The organism is Hwanghaeella sp. LZ110 (assembly GCF_048892525.1).
GTDB lineage: Bacteria > Pseudomonadota > Alphaproteobacteria > UBA8366 > Aestuariispiraceae > Pacificispira.
The window spans coordinates 277,431-294,440 of record NZ_JBLZHT010000004.1 but is presented as its reverse complement, the minus strand read 5'-3'; the positions used below and the strand labels follow the sequence as shown (position 1 = coordinate 294,440).

Here is a 17,010-nt window from a genome sequence, read left to right as displayed (position 1 = left end):
GTTAGCGTTTGGCTCTGATAAGTTCGTCCAACATCTCATCTGCAGTGGTGATAACCCTTGTATTCGCCGCAAAGGCGCGCTGGGTTACGATCAGTTTTGTGAACTCGTCAGCCAGATCGACGGTGGATTGTTCCAGGGAGGAGGGGGCAATCAACCCAGCCCCGCCCGTATTGGCAACTTTGACCACGGCCTGACCCGAATTGTCGGTCTGGCTGTAGACGTTCCCCGATACCGGTTTCAGGCCATCGGCATTGTTAAAGGTGACCAGCGGAACCTGGAACAACTGGCGGGATTCGCCATTATCGAACAGGGCTGTTACGACACCCAACTCGTTGACTGAGACAGAAGAGAGGGAGCCAAATTGCTTCCCATTCTGATCCACATCATTCAGCACGCTGGTACCGTCAAACTGTGTCACACCATTCGTGCCGCCAATTGTCCCGAAGTCGATTGCGATTGTTTCACGGTCCTCAGAGGTGGCACCATTGCCGTCATAATCTATTACCAGATCCAGGACACCCAGCGCCGAATTCCCTGCCGCAGTGATATCCCCCCCGGCAAGGTTCGATCCGACCGAGGCCAAGGTACCGTTCGGATTGAAGGTAATCGTGCCCAGCACGGCGCCGTTCGCAATCAAGGCTGTATCGGCGACGCTGTCAGTTTCTTCATCCCCATCGGAGAGAATGCCATCGCCGGCAGTACCACCGCTTGCAGCGGGTGTCCCATCATCGATTGTGATTGTGCCATCATCGTTGGCGTCGATATCAACCAGGGATGTGCCGGCGCTGGTCGCACCGGTGATGGTCCAGGTATTTGCAGCTGCGCCTGACTTCGTGAATGTCAGGGTCAGGGTCCGTTCCGCCCCCTTGCGGTCGAAAATCTGGACGGAGGTATCATAGGTTCCGCCGGTCGCCGTCGCGTCCTGCAAGTTCGCGCTGAGCGATACAGAGGATGTCGAGACTGGTGCTGCGGATTGACCCGCCACATTGACGCCATTCATGGCGCTGAGCACGTTTGTCACATCAAAACCGGTATCCGTTGCATTGCGCGGAAAGCCCATCAGATAGAACCCGGCAGTATTGACAAGGTTTCCGTCTTTGTCAGCGCGAAATTCCCCAGCCCGTGTATAGAAAATGTCACCGGTGGGCTCGTAAACACCGGTTGTCGTGTTGAAGGTCAGCCCATCGGTCACAGCAAAAAAGCCGTTTCCGGAAATCGCGATATCCGTCGATGCCGTTGAGGCGGCCAGCAGACCTTGAGCATTGATTTCCCGACCCACACTGGACTGAACACCCCCAGAAGCAAAGGCTGATTCAGACCCTTGCGTCGTAACCAGAGTCGAAAACCGGGCGCGGTTCACCTTATAGCCAACGGTATTCACATTGGCGATATTATCTGAAATCATCGCCATGGATTGGCTTTGGGCGAACAAGCCCGACACGCCTGAGCGCAGACCACCGAAAATACTCATTGCCTAACTCCTCTTTTCCTCAAAGGCGCAATCTGGGATCATATCCTGATACTGCGCGGGGCCATTGCTAGGCCGTTGGATCCTCAACACGAAGCACTTTACTCAGCGGAATTTTGACAGGGCCCATCAACAGCGTTGTTGTCCCGCCGTCAAATTCGACACCTGTTACGGTTCCGCCGGTTTTGTAAGTTGGATCAATTGGTTCATCGTCTTCCGTCACGGCGCCAACCTGGAAGCTGTATGCCCCGGGCGGGACGGGGTTGCCGTTCTGATCTGTACCGTCCCATGAGACGTCATGATCCCCATATGTGGTTGGCATGTTCTGAACCAGTCGCACCAGTTCCCCCGCGCCATTATAAATTTCCATTGTCGCGCGCTTCGCTTCTTCAGGAAGGGCATAGGACAGGGTAACGGGATCACCCTGGAAGTTGACTTCGTTATAGTCAGCCTTGATTTCCTGCCCAATGTAACCGACGGCGGCCGTAGCCTCGTTCTGACGGTTCAGGGTGATCAGGTCTTCCAATTGACCGCTTTGCCGCACGGATTGTTCGACATCCGCAAACATGACCAGCTGATTGGTAAATTCGGTCGTGTCCATAGGGGACAAGGGGTCCTGATTCTGCAACTGGGTCGTCAGAATGGTCAGGAAATTGTCGAAGTTATTTGCAAGACTGTTCAACGCCTCCGTTTGCTTCTGGGATTGCGTTGGCACATTGGTCTGCGTCGATAACAACGAATTGATATCATTGGCCATGGTTTGCTCTCCTTATGCCGATGTCGCAACGGATATGTCCGCCACATCGGGCATGGTTCTATCCGGAATTGGGCGCTTAGATTTTAACATCCAGTCGCCCATCTCCATCGAAACCACCGGTTTGTTCAAAAATGAAACCTGTATTGATCAAGTCATCCAATCCATCTGCGGTTTGGCCTGACACATTATTCCCCTGGGCATGGTTCTGCTGTGATCCATTGCCCGAATTTTGATTCTGAAGCGTGAAGCTCAGACTGTTCTGGTCTGCCTGAAGACCGGCATTGTTTAATGATTGCAGAAGGGTGCGCGCATCCTGGCGCAGCATATCCAGAGTTTCCGGACGTTCTGCTGAAACAATCGCAGTCATCTTGCCTTCATGGGTCATTTCCATTTTGACCTCGACGCGCCCTAATTCAGCCGGACGCAACTGTATGGTGATGCGATCATTGCCCTGGGCCAAACCACGACTGATATTTACAGCCACTTGATCTGCCACGACATGTGCAGGAACGGGCGGCGGGCGTGAGGCGTTGGCTGTGGGGGCGGGCGTACCGCGCTGTTGAATGCTGTTATTCGCGCCCAGGCTGGCTGTCGTACCAGTGGCGGCGTCGACGGTGGTGCCGCTTTGCGTTGATCCGGTCAGGCTGGAAGCTTGTGTGCCCATACTGGTCGCGACCTGTTGTGTATTAACGGTCGGATTAGCAGCGGCGGCGGCCTGTTGTGCGGCCGCTCCAACCTTCGAAGGATCCGCGCCATTTTGCGCGGCATTTGCGCCTTGCGCATTTGCCTTCTTGGAGTCGCCTTTAACCCGGTTAAAGATATTATTGACCGCAGAGTCTGCCTCTGCTGTGGCATCGCCTTCCGCCTCGGCCTGAGACAAGGCGGCGGCATCGCCCTTTTTGGCTGCGGTGTCGGCGGCCACTGCGGCCTTTGCTGATAGGGTGTTTTGTGGTTGCGACGAAATCTGTGCCGCGTCATCCGTAACCGTTGCCGTCATTTTTGGTCCCGAATTCTGGACGGTCTTCTTAGCCTGCTCCAGAATCTCGGGGGAGACGCTTTCTCCCTTCGCAACCTGGGCTGCAGCAGCCTGTTGCGCTTCTTTTGCTGAACCGTTGGATTGCGTGGCGGCTGAATTGGCTTTCCCGTCGCCCGCCTGTGTGGTGCCTTTTTCAGAAGAAGCCGGGGCGGTGTTCTCGTTAGCGCCTGTGCCAGTCTGCGCGACGGAACTGCGATCCGCGGGTCCATTCTGTAAATCACGCCGCTGGGACGGCTCCACTGGGGCGTGGGCGACTGGCGTTGTGCGATCATCCTGGTCCCGATCATCCCGGGGCGCATCGTCAATGGATTGGTCGCGCGCACGGTCGTCGCGGCGATTGTATATCGGTGTCGGGTTCTTGTCGGCGCTAGCCTTTTCCGGCATTTTAAGCTGTTGGTCCGCACGGGTGAAACTGACATTGGTTTCAAGGCGACCCTTCAGAATCTGGGCAAATCGCGCTTCGGCAGAAGGCGCAGTCTCCTTGTCTGCGGTGTTCGCGCGATCCTGTTGCGAGCGGCTGGTGTCCGTCGCGCCAAACAGGTCTTGGGTTTTGTCGTTCACAGTGTTTACGGACATAATGTGTCTCCGGGGTCATTCCTGCCTGGTTAACAGCAATCTCCGGGCCAGTTTCAAATGGCATGCTTAAACATATGAATTATATATGATTTTTAACGTCGGAACAGAATGAGGGGGAGCATCGAAGCGTCCATGTGGGCAGTTTCATCCGAGCAGATTTAGTGCAAGCGGGAATCTTCTGCCGTGGGGCAGTCGGCATCATCGCCCATCCCCAAAAAGCAAAAATGCCCTGGATACAGGGCACCTTTCAGCGCCCCGAAACAAGCGCTGTCTGTTATTGAAACGTCCTACGCCGAATAATTCGGTGCGTCAGATTGAGGTATCAAAGGCGCGAGACGCCGAGTCCCCGCGAGTGCTGATACGGTCTACCTGAGACTGCAGAAATTCAATCAGGTTTTCCGATGGAATGCGGCGCAACACTTCTTCCGTGTTGGGCAACAAAACTTCCAGGAAAACCACATCGGTTTCCGCATCAATACCCACACGAGTCTTCAGGCCCTGAATCTGCAGTTCTGGCAGAGCAGAGACACCCTGTTCCCGAACGGAGCGTTCCTGACGACGCAGGGCATCATCCTCACGGGTATTGGGTTGCGCAGAATCAGTCGTCGCGGTGACGACATTATCTGGCACGTTCTGAACCGTGGTGGTGGCCCCGGCTTGTGTGGTTGCGTTTGGTGCCTGCTGAGTCTGGCTATTCTGCGACAGCGGCACAGGGGGTGTAACGTTGATTTCCATTTTAAACCTCCTCGACAGCTTCTGCTATCGTTCTTATGGTCCTTAGAGCATTCAAAAACCGGCAAAAGTTCCTAAAAACTCTAATCCATAGTGCATAATATGGCTGATTTTGTGCAAAATTGCAAGAGGTGTCGATTCGCCGCACGGGTTGGCGTTGTGGGCGACACGGCTTATAGTCAGGTCTAGTCCCGCTGCAGATGTTATTAGAGGAACCGGTCATGCCCCTGCGCATTAAACTACCATCGAAAGAACGTATCATTATAAATGGGGCCGTCCTTGAAAATGCGGGGGAGGCGACAACGATCATCCTGCACAATCACGCCGACATCTTGCGCCGCAAGGAAGTGATGAGTGAGGCCGACGCGCAAAGTCCGGCGCGTCGGGTCTATTATGCTCTGCAATGTGCTTATATGTTTGAAGATGAGCGTCCACGCTATCAACAAATGGCGCAGGAGTTGCTCAATCAATACAGCTCCGCTGCGCCCAGCAGTGCAGATATTATTACAAAAATTCAAACGGAGATCGGTGCAGGGCGTCTGTACAACGCGTTGCGGGCGTCACATTCCTTGATCGAGCACGAAACAGAACGCTTCAAAAGTCTTGGTCTTTGGCCAGGCCTTGAAGAGGAATCTGAATTTTACGATGAAGACCAGGACGCCTGATACCGCGTCAGCTAGACAGATTTTTTACAGGCATAAAGTCGATTTAAGGCTTCGGTGAACGGCGTTGTCGGCGTTTGCGTTGTAACGGACCGCATTTCAATTAATACCCAGTTATTGCATAGTGAGGGATATCCCTAAGTTTTGTTGACAATCCCAGTTTCGTAATGTTACTTAGGGATATGGCTAACTATGAATCAAATCTAGACCTCTGCTTCTCGGCTCTTGGTGACCCAACAAGACGTATGATCCTGCAGCGTCTTGCCCAAGGGGAGGCAAGTGTCAGCGAACTTGCCAAACCGCATGACATGGCGTTGCCGTCCTTTATGGAACATCTGAGAAAACTTGAAGCGGCGGGTTTAGTAACGACCAGAAAGCAAGGACGCACCAGGACATGCGAATTGTCCCCGACCGCTTTTACACCAGCAAAAAACTGGTTGAGCGAGCAAAGCGCTGTATGGGAAGCGCGTCTTGATGGTTTTGATAATTACATCAACACCTTGATGAAAGAACCAAACACATGAATCTCGACCCAAATACCGACCTTACATTTACCCGCAGGCTCAATGCCCCTCGTTCTTTGCTATGGGAATGCTGGACGACACCGGAACACATCAAACATTTCTTCATGCCCAAACCACATTCTATTGATAGCTGTGAGATTGAGCTGCGGGTGGGGGGCAGGTTCAATACCGTCATGAATATCGATGGTAATCAAATACCCAACGAAGGAGTATTTCTTGAGATCGTGGATGGTCGGCGTCTGGTGTTCACAGATACGTACAGCGAAGGATGGAAACCTGCGGCTGATCCATTCATGACCGCCATTATTGAATTCGAAGACGACGACAAGGGCGGAACAACCTACACAGCGACAGTTTGGCATCGCTCGCCGGAAGCCCGCCATACGCATGAAGAAATGGGGTTCTTCGAGGGATGGGGGACGGTCGCAGCCCAACTTGAAGAATACGCGAACCGCCTCGGGTAAGATGGTGGCACGGCGCTATCAAACTATGGTTTGTTTGAATTGCAGTTGTTAGCGTCGGCCGCCGCAAGGGGCGGCTAGCGGTTCCGATTCCTGATGAACCTATCGCGGTCGTCCGAACGTGCTGATGGGTGTGTAGATCCAGTTGAATGCACGAATTCGGCGGTCCAGTTCCACCGGATCCACATTTCCCGGGACAACACGCATGGCATTGTATTGGGCCTGTGTCGTTTTCTGTCCCGACCACTGGACGCCGTTCCCAGGAATGTCCCGGTCCAGTTGTGCAAGCGCGGTTGCGTTCATCAGGAACAAGCGGGCCAACCGCTGATAGGCCAGGATTGCAATCGCGTGAGCTGTGTCGCAGTTGGCAATTGAGAAGATCTCACAATCCAATATTTCCCCTTCATCGACACGCGGCACCATGCGATGGAATGTGACGCCGTATTCCTGTTCACCCGCATAGCAGGCAAAAGCAGACGGGCGATTGCCCGGATAACTGGGGGGGCCTGGATGAAAATTGTAGCCGCCGTTGGAAAAGGCGGCCAGAGCATAGGCGGGGGCGATAATGGATGTCGAAAAACCGATCAGTCTGGCGCGCGGCGACAGCTTCGGTAGGGCTTGGTCTAACATTTCAAGGGTGCTGGCATGTGCCAGGCTGAGGCTGGTATCGATCCGTGAAAAGGCCGCAGCCTGAAAGGCGGCTTCCGGTTCATTCATAAGCAGGACGATATCGATTGGGATGCGCGCCGATAAAGGGTCGGGCGGTAGCGAAGACGCTGGTTTTTCCGCGTCTTCTCTCACGCCTCTCGATCGGTTTTGTCGGCGCTGATCTGACTGTCTGCCGGAATGTTTGCCGGGGCCTCTGCCGCGTCGGCCGGGGGCGTCAGTCCATGCAGCTCAGCATATTCTTTTCGCAGCCGTTCTGCCTCTTGCGGGTCATCCGAAGGGCTGCCCAGAAGGCCAGCGCCGATCTGCCGGTTAATGTTGATCAGCACGGGCAGCTTGGAGGCATCTGGAGTCCCGATTAACTCAGCAGATTTCTTGTCGATAAAATTTGACAGGTTGATCAGGTTTTCCCGGATTTCACGGGGCGTCTGGCATTCTGGATCAACCAGTTCTGCCTGAAAGATTGTCCAGACACGCCAGTTCAATCGCACGACATCGCGGATAGCCGCGCCGTCGTCTGGGTTTCGTGCAGCCTCATCCATGCGGCGTGCTAATTCAACCAGCGCATATCCTTCCGCTGCTTGAGGAGGCGCTTTTTCAAGTGCTGCACGTTGTTGACTTGCATATGGATTGGACATGCCTACCCGTTCTCTTGTTGATAATCTATCGGCAAAGGGATCACTCTAAAGATGCTGAATTGCTCCGATGTTCTCCACCTTATACTTTGTCAGTATAGAATACATTCGTAAAGCGAGCGTTAACGTAACCTGGGACAAAATTATAAGTAATTTACGAGTGATAGACGGTTTGTATCGGCGATTGTTGAATAAGACGCTTCCAACTGTGTACGCAATGCGGCAATTCGCGTCGCGACTTCTGCATCATTGGCGACAGTCAGGTCGGTCAGTGCAGATTGTGAGATGTTGATGAAGCTGGTGTGTATTTCCTTGGTGCGCGACAGTTCATTGATAACTGTGCCGTTGCGCGCCTGTAATTGCCGCAGTTCAACGCGCGCGTTATCCAGGGTGTTGCGGGCTTCCCCCAGGAATTCTTCGCGTTCAGGCTCTGTCAGACCAGTTTGCGCGGCGGACTTCAAGCGCAGGAGCCCCTCAATCAAATTCTGGAAGGCGGGTTCATTGGCCGTGATATTATAGACGATTGGTTGCGAGTCGGCGATTGTGACCTTCATCGCCTCATAGGCTTTTGAATCGACCGTGCCTGCCGCTGTGAAGCCGGTGTGATAGGATTCTGTCGTGGCGGCGCCGCCCGCATCAACCACATGCTCCGGCAGCGTATCCGCGGTTTCAATTGCATTCGCCGCTGCTGGGGCAGAGCCCAGGTCGGTGGCGTTGTAAAGCGACAGGGTACGAAGGTCGCGTACAGGCGCATCGCTGAAATTGGTGCCAGCAAAAATAAACCGGTCACCCAGTTTGATATTCAGGTTGGCCTCTACTTCCAGCATGAAGTTGTTGGCCAGAACCGTTGTCGTGTTCGGAAAGTCCACATCATTGGTCGACAGCGGCTCGGCGGCATTCAGCGCATCCGTTGCCACCTGGACAAGCCGCTCCAGGATCGCGTCATAGGAATCCGTCGTGCTTTCCGTGATATCGATCGAGTTTGTGTAGGCTTTTCGCGCCTCTATATCTTTGCGCAGGTCAACAATTCGCGTTGAATCCTTGCCATAGAACTTCAGCTCTTCAAATTTATTCCCGGTGCCAAGCGAATAGTTCAACTGATTGAGCTTCGATTGACCACTGTTGATCAAGAAGAGATTCTGGCTGAGCGTGCCTGTCGCGCTGACTCTTGATACCATGACGTCCGTTCCTTGTTCTGGCTGGTTTCCTGAAGGTCCGCTTCTGCGGGTACAACTGTTTAGCCTGATAGGGTTTAAGCAAACTATGTGCCAGAATATGGCGTGAACGACATGGGCGGGGTATTTTTTCCGTCAGGCGATGAAATATTTTTTTGAAAAAGGCTCTTGACAGGGTTGTGGGTCCGCCCTTATCGTCCGGGTTACCGAACAACTCGGTCCGTCTCGCAGAAGCGTGACGTTATATTTGGCAATCCAGAAAGGACCATAGCCATGTCTTCAGATATTACCCTCACAGGTGCACAACGTAGCGCTCTGCTCACACTGCAGAACGTTGCTGATTTGTCTGACCGCACACAGAACCGTTTGACGACCGGTAAGAAAGTAAACTCGGTTGTCGATAACGCTGTGGCGTTCTTCCAGTCCAAATCCCTGAATGACCGCGCGGCTGACTTTACCGACCGCAAAGACGGCATTGATCAGGGCATTTCATCCATTACCGCCGCTCTTGGTGGTCTGGAGCAGCTGGATCAGTTGCTCAAGCAGATGAAAGGTGTCGCGGAAGCATCGAAAACTCAGACAACGACGGAACGTGCTTCTGCAACCACTCAGTTCCAGGAATTGGGCAACCAGATTTCCCTGCTGATCGAAGACGCCAGCTATCAGGGCTTGAACCTGTTGAACAATACCGGGTCTCAGCTGGATGTTGCCTTCTCAACGCGGACATCATCCCGCCTGCAGGTTGATGGTTTTGACTTGAACGCGACATCCGTGACGGCGACCGGAACCCGGTCTTTGTTTACCGGGATCAACACGGTCAATGCTGCCGGTGGTTTTGACGCTTCGCTTGATTTCGTTGGTATTTCGGCTTTGTCGGGTACCGGCTTGGCCTCTACCGACGCAATGACCTTCTCGAACTTTAACCAGATCGGGACCAACAACTCCTATATCGGCGCTGTTGATCAGATCATCACCAACTTGGACTCCGCCATTAGCCGCGTTCGTGCGACATCGGCTGAATTGGGGACCAACGTTGCTATTCTGCAGACCCGCTTGGACTTCACGAATGAATATGTGAATACCCTGCAGGGTGGTTCGGACAAGTTGACCCTCGCGGATCTGAACGAAGAAGGGGCCAACCTGGTCGCCTTGCAGACCCGCCAGCAGTTGGGCATTCAGTCTCTGTCAATCGCCGGTCAGCAGCAGCAGGCCATTCTGGCGCTCTTGAACTAAAACAGCCTTAGGGTTGTGACGGACTATTGATTTTGGGGGCCCGGTTTTTATCGGGTCCCCATTTTCGTTTCAGCCATCATGGGGTGTGCCTGTTATCGGATCTCTGCAAGAAAAGCTGTCGAAAGTCATCGAATCATAAGACTTTCACGGTAGCGGTCCTGTACCGTCACTCGGCGCGTCCTCCATTCAGAAAGCCTTGGCCCGATGTCTGATGATTTCCATCTAAATATTTCTGACTTTGACATAGATTTTTCGACCCCATCGGGATTGGGAAGCACGTCTGATCCCGTGCAAGAGATTCTGACGCTGTTGGAAGAGGATAAGACAGCCGAAGCGTTGGATAAGGTTGATGCCTATCGGTCTGTTGTTGGCGCGACCCCTCTCATGCGCCACTTGCTGGCTTTGACGATCTTCAGGCTGGGCCGTTTGCTTCCTGCTTTGAAAGTGATGCGGGCTGCCCATGAAGATTTGCCCGATGCCTATGAGCATGCCGAAATATTGTCTGTGCTTTACTCCTCTGTTGGAAAGCACAGTGATGGCGTTTTTTACGCGAAACTCTCTACCGCATTGAAGCCGTATTATCCACAATATCAATTGGTTCCGTCCTGGATGACGTCTGCTGGGACTGCGTTATTGGCGACAGAGGAAAATCCCCTCGTGGATTATGGCCATGGCTATCTGTCGAATGGCGATGTCACAAAGGCGACGGCCTGTTTCCTGGATGCAATTGAACTGGATCACCAGAACGCGTCGGCCTGGCGCGGATTGATCGAAGCAAAACAGCGAAATGGTCAGGTCGGTCACAGCCTTAAGGCAGCCGAAGCCCTGGTTGAATTAGATGATCATAATGCGGATGATTTGTTGCTATACGCACGTTGTTTGGTAAATGCCGGTATGACAGGGAATGCCTGGACCGCCGCGCAGCGGGCACTGCAGGCTGAGCAGGAAGATCCCGTTTCTATCGCAAAATGTCTGCCGGGGCTGGTGCGCTATGATGAAACAGTTTCGCCAGATCGAGCCTTGGAACTGGCGCGGTCCTGGAATACCCTTGCTGATCTTCCCAGAGAGCCATTGAAAATCACCACACGGAATTCCGATGATGAATTGTTCCGCGTCGGTATCCTCAGTGGGTCGATGCATATCCGCTCAGAACGTGCGCCGTTCCTGTCGACGATTGAGGAATGCCTGTCACGCACCGCGCATATTTACTTCTATGCAAATAATCAGGTGGAAGATGCCATATGCCGTCGCCTGCGACGGGGGGCGGCCGCGTGGCGCAATATCTATCGCGTGGATGATGAAACTGTCGCGACCATGATGCGCAATGATGAAATTCAGGTGCTGATTGATCTGGATGGGTTCGATTGGACGGGGCGCCCTGGAATTGTTCAACGCATGCCGGCCCCGGTGGTTCTGTCCGCCTTTGGCGCGCCGGGCTGTATTCCCGGGGCAGACAGGGGCGCTTTGGCATTAGGGGAACCAGATTTCCCGCTATATACCGACGCAAAACAGGCGGTTGATATCCCCACCGGTCTGTCGACCTGGCCCCTATACGAGGATATGGAAGAGGATATTCCAGACTCCAAGGTGACGGGCGCGATGCGTGTTTTAATCGATGCCCCGGTTGGTCGACTGTCCGAGTCATTCTTGCAATGCGTGGCGGATTCCGTGCGCCAGGGCTTTCATGGCACGCTGGTCCTCTATGGAGAGGGCGATAATGACGAGATTACGCAGGAGATACTGCGGGAGCGTTTTGCAAATGCTGGTCTGAATCTGAATACGGTTGAGCGTGTTTCAAGACAGAGCCCGTTGGATGAAGTGATTGATGGCGTTGATTTGGTGCTGGATACATTTCCACTTCCCAGTGTTGAGGTCGCGTTGACAGCGCTGCGCCATGGGGTGCCTGTATTGACCCTACAGCCGGATCGGCCCGAAAATGCGGCGGTGGTCAGTCTGCTGCGCAGTCTGAAACTGGACAGATGGGTTCAATCGGATGCGGCCGGCCTGGCAAAAGAGCTGGCAAATCTATCAGCTGATCCGCAATCCTTAAGATCTACACGGCAGGATCTGGCAAAAAGTGTGCTGGATGCAGGGACAGTTTTGACGATCAATCAGCGTGGCCGGGAATTTGCGGCCCTGTTCGATAAACTTCTGGCACAGGCGGCGGAGCAAGCATGATTAAGATACTGGATCTGACCAAGGACCCCGAAGCGTGCGAAAGATTTGAACGCAATCTTGCTGCCCTGGCGCGGCATGATCCGGACCTGGCACAGCAATTGCGCGCGATTGATACGCCTGTTTCAAAGATCGTAGAAGTCGGCGACGATCTTAATCTGGATATCGGTCATACGTTATTTTATGACACCGGCGTCCGACAATTCGTGGATGAACAGTATTCAGCCTATGCCGCCGATCCCTACCGCATTGAAATTGGCTGGCCTGTTCGGGATAACTTCCCCCCGCAATTGATGACCAAAATGGCGATTAAGCGCCTGACCTATGGCGCAACGGCGCTGGGCATCGAAAAGCAGAAAGAAAACAAGCAGCAGGGCATAACTGGATTTGCCGTCTCTATCGGTGTTGGTATTGGGGATCATATCGGCCGCATGCTGAATGATTATGAGGCGCAATCCCTGATCGCCGTGGAACAGTTCATCGAATTCCTGTGGCATTCCTTATATCTGAACCCCTGGGATGAATGGATTGAACTGGTTGAACGCCGTAAGGGTCAGGTTTTCTTTATTCTGGATGACAATGCCGTTTCCGTGTCTTCGGAACTGACAACCGCCTTGCGATCAGACAATGGCGGCACGCTGGATGGAACGCTGGTTTACACCCATTACCGGTCGCATCTGGTGCGGGAAATTCACAAGGGCCTGTCGGATCAGATATCCTATATCGGGTCCAATCGTGGATTCTTTGAAGACGAAAACATCATGATCATGAACGCAACGCGCAATTTCCTGGCGCGCGATTATGCTGTGTGGCGAACCCGGCCAAGACGGGAAAAATTATGTCCGGCCTTTGTTGTGGCGGCGGGGCCATCGGTCGATATGGCGCTGGATACGATCCGCAAATACAAGGATCAGGTGGTCCTGATTTCCTGTGGGTCCGGCCTTAAGGTTCTGCTGTCTCAGGGGATCCGGCCAGATTATCATATCGAGGTCGAAAACACCTTCGGTCAGGCGGAAATCTTAGAGCGTGTTGCGTCCCAATATGACCTGTCGGGCATAACCTTTGTTGGGGCCGCGACGGTTAACCCGCGCACCGCCGCTGTTTTTGACAAGGCAATATTCTTTCATCGCGACACGGTCTGCTCGTCTCGTTTTTATGAAATGAACGAAGAACCGATGTATCTGGCGGTGCCAACGGTTTCCAATGGGGGCGCCCGTTTTGCCTTGGGGATGGCGTTTAAGGAGGTTTATCTGTTCGGCGTCGATTTGGGCAGCCGGATACCAGATTATCACCATTCCAAGTCGTCTGGGTATTACACGGATAAAGACTTCATGTTCTCTTTCCATGGCACGAAAGAGTCGACCGAAATGAACCTGACGATGGACGGGAATTTTGGCGGCACAGTAACCACCCATGATGGGTTCCTGCTGAGCCGCCTGTTCATGCAGAAACTGACAAAAATGTTCAGCAGTTACACGGTTTACAACTGTTCGGATGGTGTCGAGATTCCGGGTGCCATTCCAAAACTGCCCCAGACGATTAAACTGACATCTACGCCCAAGGACCGGGAAACCGCCTTAATGTATGCGGATCGTGAAGTGGAAAAATTTGCCAAGGGTGAAGGCGTTCCCCTGGATCGGTTCTATGATCTGCGGCAGAAGACGGTCAATTGGTATCAGGACATTTACGCAGCCATCGCTGAGATGAAGACCGTGACCAAACCGGATCCATTCGCATCCTATGGAACTTTATGGAGCCTGTTTCAACCAAAGCCCGGCGAAGGGTTTGACCCTATCATGGCTGTGATCTGGCAGAACAATTACGGGACTTTGATGACCCTTTTTAATGTGTATTTCCGAATGCACCGTCGGGTGACGGAAGAGGAAGCACCCGCCATTTATCAGCTTTTTCTGGATGAGCTGAAGGGGTTCCTGAACGATATGGAAGTTATCCTGTTGAGCGTCCTAGATGAGTTGATTGGCGAGGTCGAGGCCGTAGCGGCAGAGAAGGTCAAAAGTGCTTAGGCACGGAGAGCGGGATTTAAAATGCACCTGTTTGGAATTGATCTGGCGGAACGACCGGCCCTGATTGCGGAAATTGGCGTCAATCATGAAGGCGATGTCGATAAAGCGGTTGAATTGGTGCGCCTGGCCGCGACGGCAGGGGCCGATGCCGTAAAGTTTCAAAGCTATACGCCAGAGCGCTTTATCGGCGCGGCGGATCCAGATCGCCTGGCCCGTGTCACGCGCTTTGGTCTGGATGAAGCAGCGCATCTGCGTTTGAAGGCGGAGGCACAACAGCACGGCGTCGCGTTCTTCTCCTCTGCAATCAGCGAGGATTGGGTGCCCTTTCTGGCACAGCATTGTGCCGCGATAAAGATCGCCAGCGGGGATGTGGATTTTGAACCGGTCATCCGTGCGTCTGCGGCCACAGGATTGCCGGTTATTCTGTCGACCGGTACGGCGACATTGGAAGAGGTCCAGGCAGCGGTGGATTGGGTCATTTCCGAAATGGGGATGGAGGCAGCGTCGGCGCGACTGGCCCTGTTGCATTGTGTTTCTGCCTATCCAACACCCCTGGAACAGGCGAATTTGTTGGCGATTTCGACACTGAAGGCAGTATTTCCGGATGTCACTATCGGCTATTCCAATCACGTCATGGGACCAGAGGCCCCGATTGCCGCAGTCGCCCTGGGCGCACAGATTGTCGAGGTGCATTTCACGGATCAGAAGGAGGGAAGGGCATTCCGCGATCACAGCCTATCTTGTGACGCAACGGATCTGGCCTATCTGGCCCGTATCCTGCCGGGCGTGGCGGCAAGCCGGGGCGACGGCGTGAAGCGACCACAGCCCTGTGAAGACGGGGTTGGGCCTGCCATCCGCAAAGGGCTGGTCGCGGCAAGAGATCTGCCCGTGGGGCATGTTATCACGGGTGCTGATATCTTCTTCGCCCGGCCTGCGACGGAATTTCCGGCGTCCTGCTATCACGACGTATTGGGTAAAACCGTGACAGAAGCGGTGGCCAAGGGGCATTCCTTGCGCCGAACCGCCATTTCGGGATAGGGCATTATGTGCGGCATTGCCGGGCGCCTTGCCACATCGCCGCTGTCCCCAGATCGGCGCGCTGTTGCCATGTCACGCATGACCCAGCGGGGACCGGACGGCAATGGTGTATTCGATGTGCAACGCCCGGATGGTCAATTCCTGGATCTGCTGCACAGTCGCCTATCGATCATCGATTTGAACACCAGATCCGATCAGCCCTTTCGCAAGGATGGCTGGGTTCTGATCTATAATGGCGAAATATACAATTACCAGGAACTGCGGGCGCAATTGCAGCAGAAGGGTCACAGATTTCAAACCAGCGGCGATACAGAGGTTTTGTTGGAGGCGTGGCGCGCCTGGGGCTTAGGCGCGCTGGACCGTTTGGTTGGCATGTTTGCCTTTGCGATTTATCAGGAAGACAGCGGGACCCTGACCCTGGCCCGGGACCGGTTCGGGGAAAAACCCCTATACCTTTGGGATCGGGGATCAGAGGGGCTGTTTTTCGCATCAGAGATCAAGGTTCTGACCGCGCTGGCCGGGGCTGTACCCGCCATTGATAGCCTGCATATGCAACGCTATCTGGTGAATGGCTATAAGGGTCTGATGAAAGACCATCGGACATTTTTTGCTGATGTTCGGGAAGTGCCCGCCGCCCATGCCCTGGTGGTCGAGGCCGGCGAAGCCCCGGTTTTGCAGCGCTATTGGCAACTGACCTATCAGCCACAGGATATCAGCGCGAAACAGGCGCAAGAGGCTGTGGATGCCGCGCTGGAGAATGCGATTTTCCGAACTCTTCGGGCCGATGTCCCCGTGGCTGTCCGGCTGTCGGGCGGCATTGATTCCAATGTGATTGCGGGCATGGCGCACCATCGGCTTGGTCAGGATATAACCTGCTTTTCGATTATCGAAGAAGACTGGCGCTATGATGAATCCGCGATGATCGCCGAAGGCCTGAAAGGGTTGGGCGTGCCCAATCACCAGATATCCATTCCACGGGAGGGATTTCTGGATCGATTGCAGGACATGATCGCCTATTTCGATGGGCCGCCTTTGACGATTTCCTATTATCTGCACTATCTGGTCAGCCAGAAAATTCATGACGAAGGGTTCAAGCTGTCCCTGGGCGGGACCGGCGCGGATGAAGTGTTCAGCGGCTATTATGATCATTACCTGTTCTGGCTGGCAGAAATGCAGGATGAACCGGATTTTGGGGATCTAATAGCCGGGTGGCGCGGCAGCTATGGGCAATTCGTGCGTAACCCATTCCTGCAAAACCCACGGGCGTTTATTCAGCATCCCGATAATCGTGACCATATCTTTCTGGGCGCGGAGGATTTTTCGGAATTCCTGACACAGCCCTTTTCGGAACCGCATCAGGAAGATGACCTCTGTGCGGCAATCCTGCGAAACCGCATGATGAATGAATTGGCGCGGGAAACCGTTCCGGTCATGCTGCACGATGATGATCTGGCCGGGATGCGCTGGTCTGTCGAAAACCGCGCACCCTATCTGGATAAGGATCTGGTTGAGTGTCTGTTTTCCATTCCCAGCCAGCATTTGATCCAACAGAATTTGCCAAAGTATCTGTTGCGTCAGGCGGGACGGGGAATGGTGCCAGACGTCATTCTGAACAATCCGCGCAAACAGGGAATCAATGCGCCGGTGACATCTTTTGTCGATTTCACGGACCCTCAGATAAAAGAAACGTTGTTGGCTGACAGTCCGTTTTTTGACTATGTGGACCGGGATCGATTTGCGGCATTTCTGGGGTCTGACATTGCGCGCAATAGTGACAGTAAGTTCCTGTTTTCATTGCTGGCTGCGCGCTTGTTTGTGGATCATCATTCACGGTTGAAGGAGTAAGCC

The 17,010-nt window shown here is 53.8% G+C and carries 15 protein-coding genes; 8 read left to right on the top strand and 7 right to left on the bottom strand.

What is annotated here, in order from left to right; all coding sequences use genetic code 11:
- Nucleotide 1 precedes the first annotated feature (1 nt).
- The 4 genes from ACOSDM_RS10115 to ACOSDM_RS10100 all read right to left on the bottom strand — a co-directional run bounded on the left by ACOSDM_RS10115 (nt 2) and on the right by ACOSDM_RS10100 (nt 4,572).
- The gene (locus ACOSDM_RS10115) at nt 2-1,471 is read right to left on the bottom strand and encodes a flagellar hook protein FlgE (protein WP_420724388.1); all 1,470 of its coding nucleotides are present in this window, start codon (nt 1,469-1,471) and stop codon (nt 2-4) included.
- A 67-nt stretch (nt 1,472-1,538) separates the two neighbouring features.
- Nucleotides 1,539-2,225: a flagellar hook assembly protein FlgD gene (locus ACOSDM_RS10110; protein WP_420724387.1), complete on the bottom strand. Its 687-nt coding sequence runs from the start codon at nt 2,223-2,225 to the stop codon at nt 1,539-1,541.
- Nucleotides 2,226-2,301: 76 nt separating this feature from the next.
- On the bottom strand, nt 2,302-3,837 hold the full coding sequence (locus ACOSDM_RS10105; protein ID WP_420724386.1) for a flagellar hook-length control protein FliK: 1,536 nt from the start codon (nt 3,835-3,837) through the stop codon (nt 2,302-2,304).
- Between the two features lie 309 nt (nt 3,838-4,146).
- Nucleotides 4,147-4,572 (bottom strand): hypothetical protein, encoded by a 426-nt coding sequence (locus ACOSDM_RS10100; protein ID WP_420724385.1) that lies wholly within the window; start codon nt 4,570-4,572, stop codon nt 4,147-4,149.
- A gap of 218 nt (nt 4,573-4,790) precedes the next feature.
- Between ACOSDM_RS10100 and ACOSDM_RS10095 the strand changes: the two genes are divergently transcribed.
- The 3 genes from ACOSDM_RS10095 (at nt 4,791) to ACOSDM_RS10085 (ending at nt 6,219) form a co-directional block, all read left to right on the top strand.
- Nucleotides 4,791-5,234 (top strand): flagellar biosynthesis repressor FlbT, encoded by a 444-nt coding sequence (locus ACOSDM_RS10095; protein ID WP_420724384.1) that lies wholly within the window; start codon nt 4,791-4,793, stop codon nt 5,232-5,234.
- A 179-nt stretch (nt 5,235-5,413) separates the two neighbouring features.
- Nucleotides 5,414-5,755, top strand: a complete 342-nt coding sequence (locus ACOSDM_RS10090; protein ID WP_420724383.1) for an ArsR/SmtB family transcription factor — start codon at nt 5,414-5,416, stop codon at nt 5,753-5,755.
- Nucleotides 5,752-6,219, top strand: a complete 468-nt coding sequence (locus ACOSDM_RS10085) for an SRPBCC family protein (RefSeq protein ID WP_420724382.1) — start codon at nt 5,752-5,754, stop codon at nt 6,217-6,219. The genes ACOSDM_RS10090 and ACOSDM_RS10085 overlap by 4 nt, the downstream gene beginning before the upstream one ends.
- Nucleotides 6,220-6,318: 99 nt before the next feature.
- Here ACOSDM_RS10085 and ACOSDM_RS10080 read toward each other — a convergent pair whose 3' ends face one another.
- From ACOSDM_RS10080 to ACOSDM_RS10070, 3 genes are all read right to left on the bottom strand, one after another.
- Nucleotides 6,319-7,017, bottom strand: a complete 699-nt coding sequence (locus ACOSDM_RS10080; RefSeq protein ID WP_420724381.1) for a formyltransferase family protein — start codon at nt 7,015-7,017, stop codon at nt 6,319-6,321.
- Complete coding sequence (locus ACOSDM_RS10075; protein WP_420724380.1) at nt 7,014-7,520, bottom strand: flagellar biosynthesis regulator FlaF; 507 nt, start codon at nt 7,518-7,520, stop codon at nt 7,014-7,016. Before ACOSDM_RS10075 ends, ACOSDM_RS10080 begins: the two co-directional genes overlap by 4 nt.
- 140 nt (nt 7,521-7,660) lie before the next feature.
- A complete protein-coding gene (locus ACOSDM_RS10070; RefSeq protein ID WP_420724379.1) occupies nt 7,661-8,695 on the bottom strand; it encodes a hypothetical protein in 1,035 nt (344 codons plus the stop codon).
- A 270-nt stretch (nt 8,696-8,965) separates the two neighbouring features.
- Between ACOSDM_RS10070 and ACOSDM_RS10065 the strand changes: the two genes are divergently transcribed.
- The 5 genes from ACOSDM_RS10065 (at nt 8,966) to asnB (ending at nt 17,007) form a co-directional block, all read left to right on the top strand.
- A complete protein-coding gene (locus ACOSDM_RS10065; protein WP_420724378.1) occupies nt 8,966-9,925 on the top strand; it encodes a flagellin in 960 nt (319 codons plus the stop codon).
- A 204-nt stretch (nt 9,926-10,129) separates the two neighbouring features.
- A complete protein-coding gene (locus ACOSDM_RS10060) occupies nt 10,130-12,103 on the top strand; it encodes a hypothetical protein (RefSeq protein WP_420724377.1) in 1,974 nt (657 codons plus the stop codon).
- Nucleotides 12,100-14,124: a 6-hydroxymethylpterin diphosphokinase MptE-like protein gene (locus ACOSDM_RS10055; protein WP_420724376.1), complete on the top strand. Its 2,025-nt coding sequence runs from the start codon at nt 12,100-12,102 to the stop codon at nt 14,122-14,124. The genes ACOSDM_RS10060 and ACOSDM_RS10055 overlap by 4 nt, the downstream gene beginning before the upstream one ends.
- A 21-nt stretch (nt 14,125-14,145) precedes the next feature.
- Nucleotides 14,146-15,162 (top strand): N-acetylneuraminate synthase family protein, encoded by a 1,017-nt coding sequence (locus ACOSDM_RS10050; RefSeq protein WP_420724375.1) that lies wholly within the window; start codon nt 14,146-14,148, stop codon nt 15,160-15,162.
- A 6-nt stretch (nt 15,163-15,168) separates the two neighbouring features.
- On the top strand, nt 15,169-17,007 hold the full coding sequence (gene asnB, locus ACOSDM_RS10045) for an asparagine synthase (glutamine-hydrolyzing) (protein ID WP_420724374.1): 1,839 nt from the start codon (nt 15,169-15,171) through the stop codon (nt 17,005-17,007).
- The last annotated feature ends 3 nt before the right edge of the window (nt 17,008-17,010 follow it).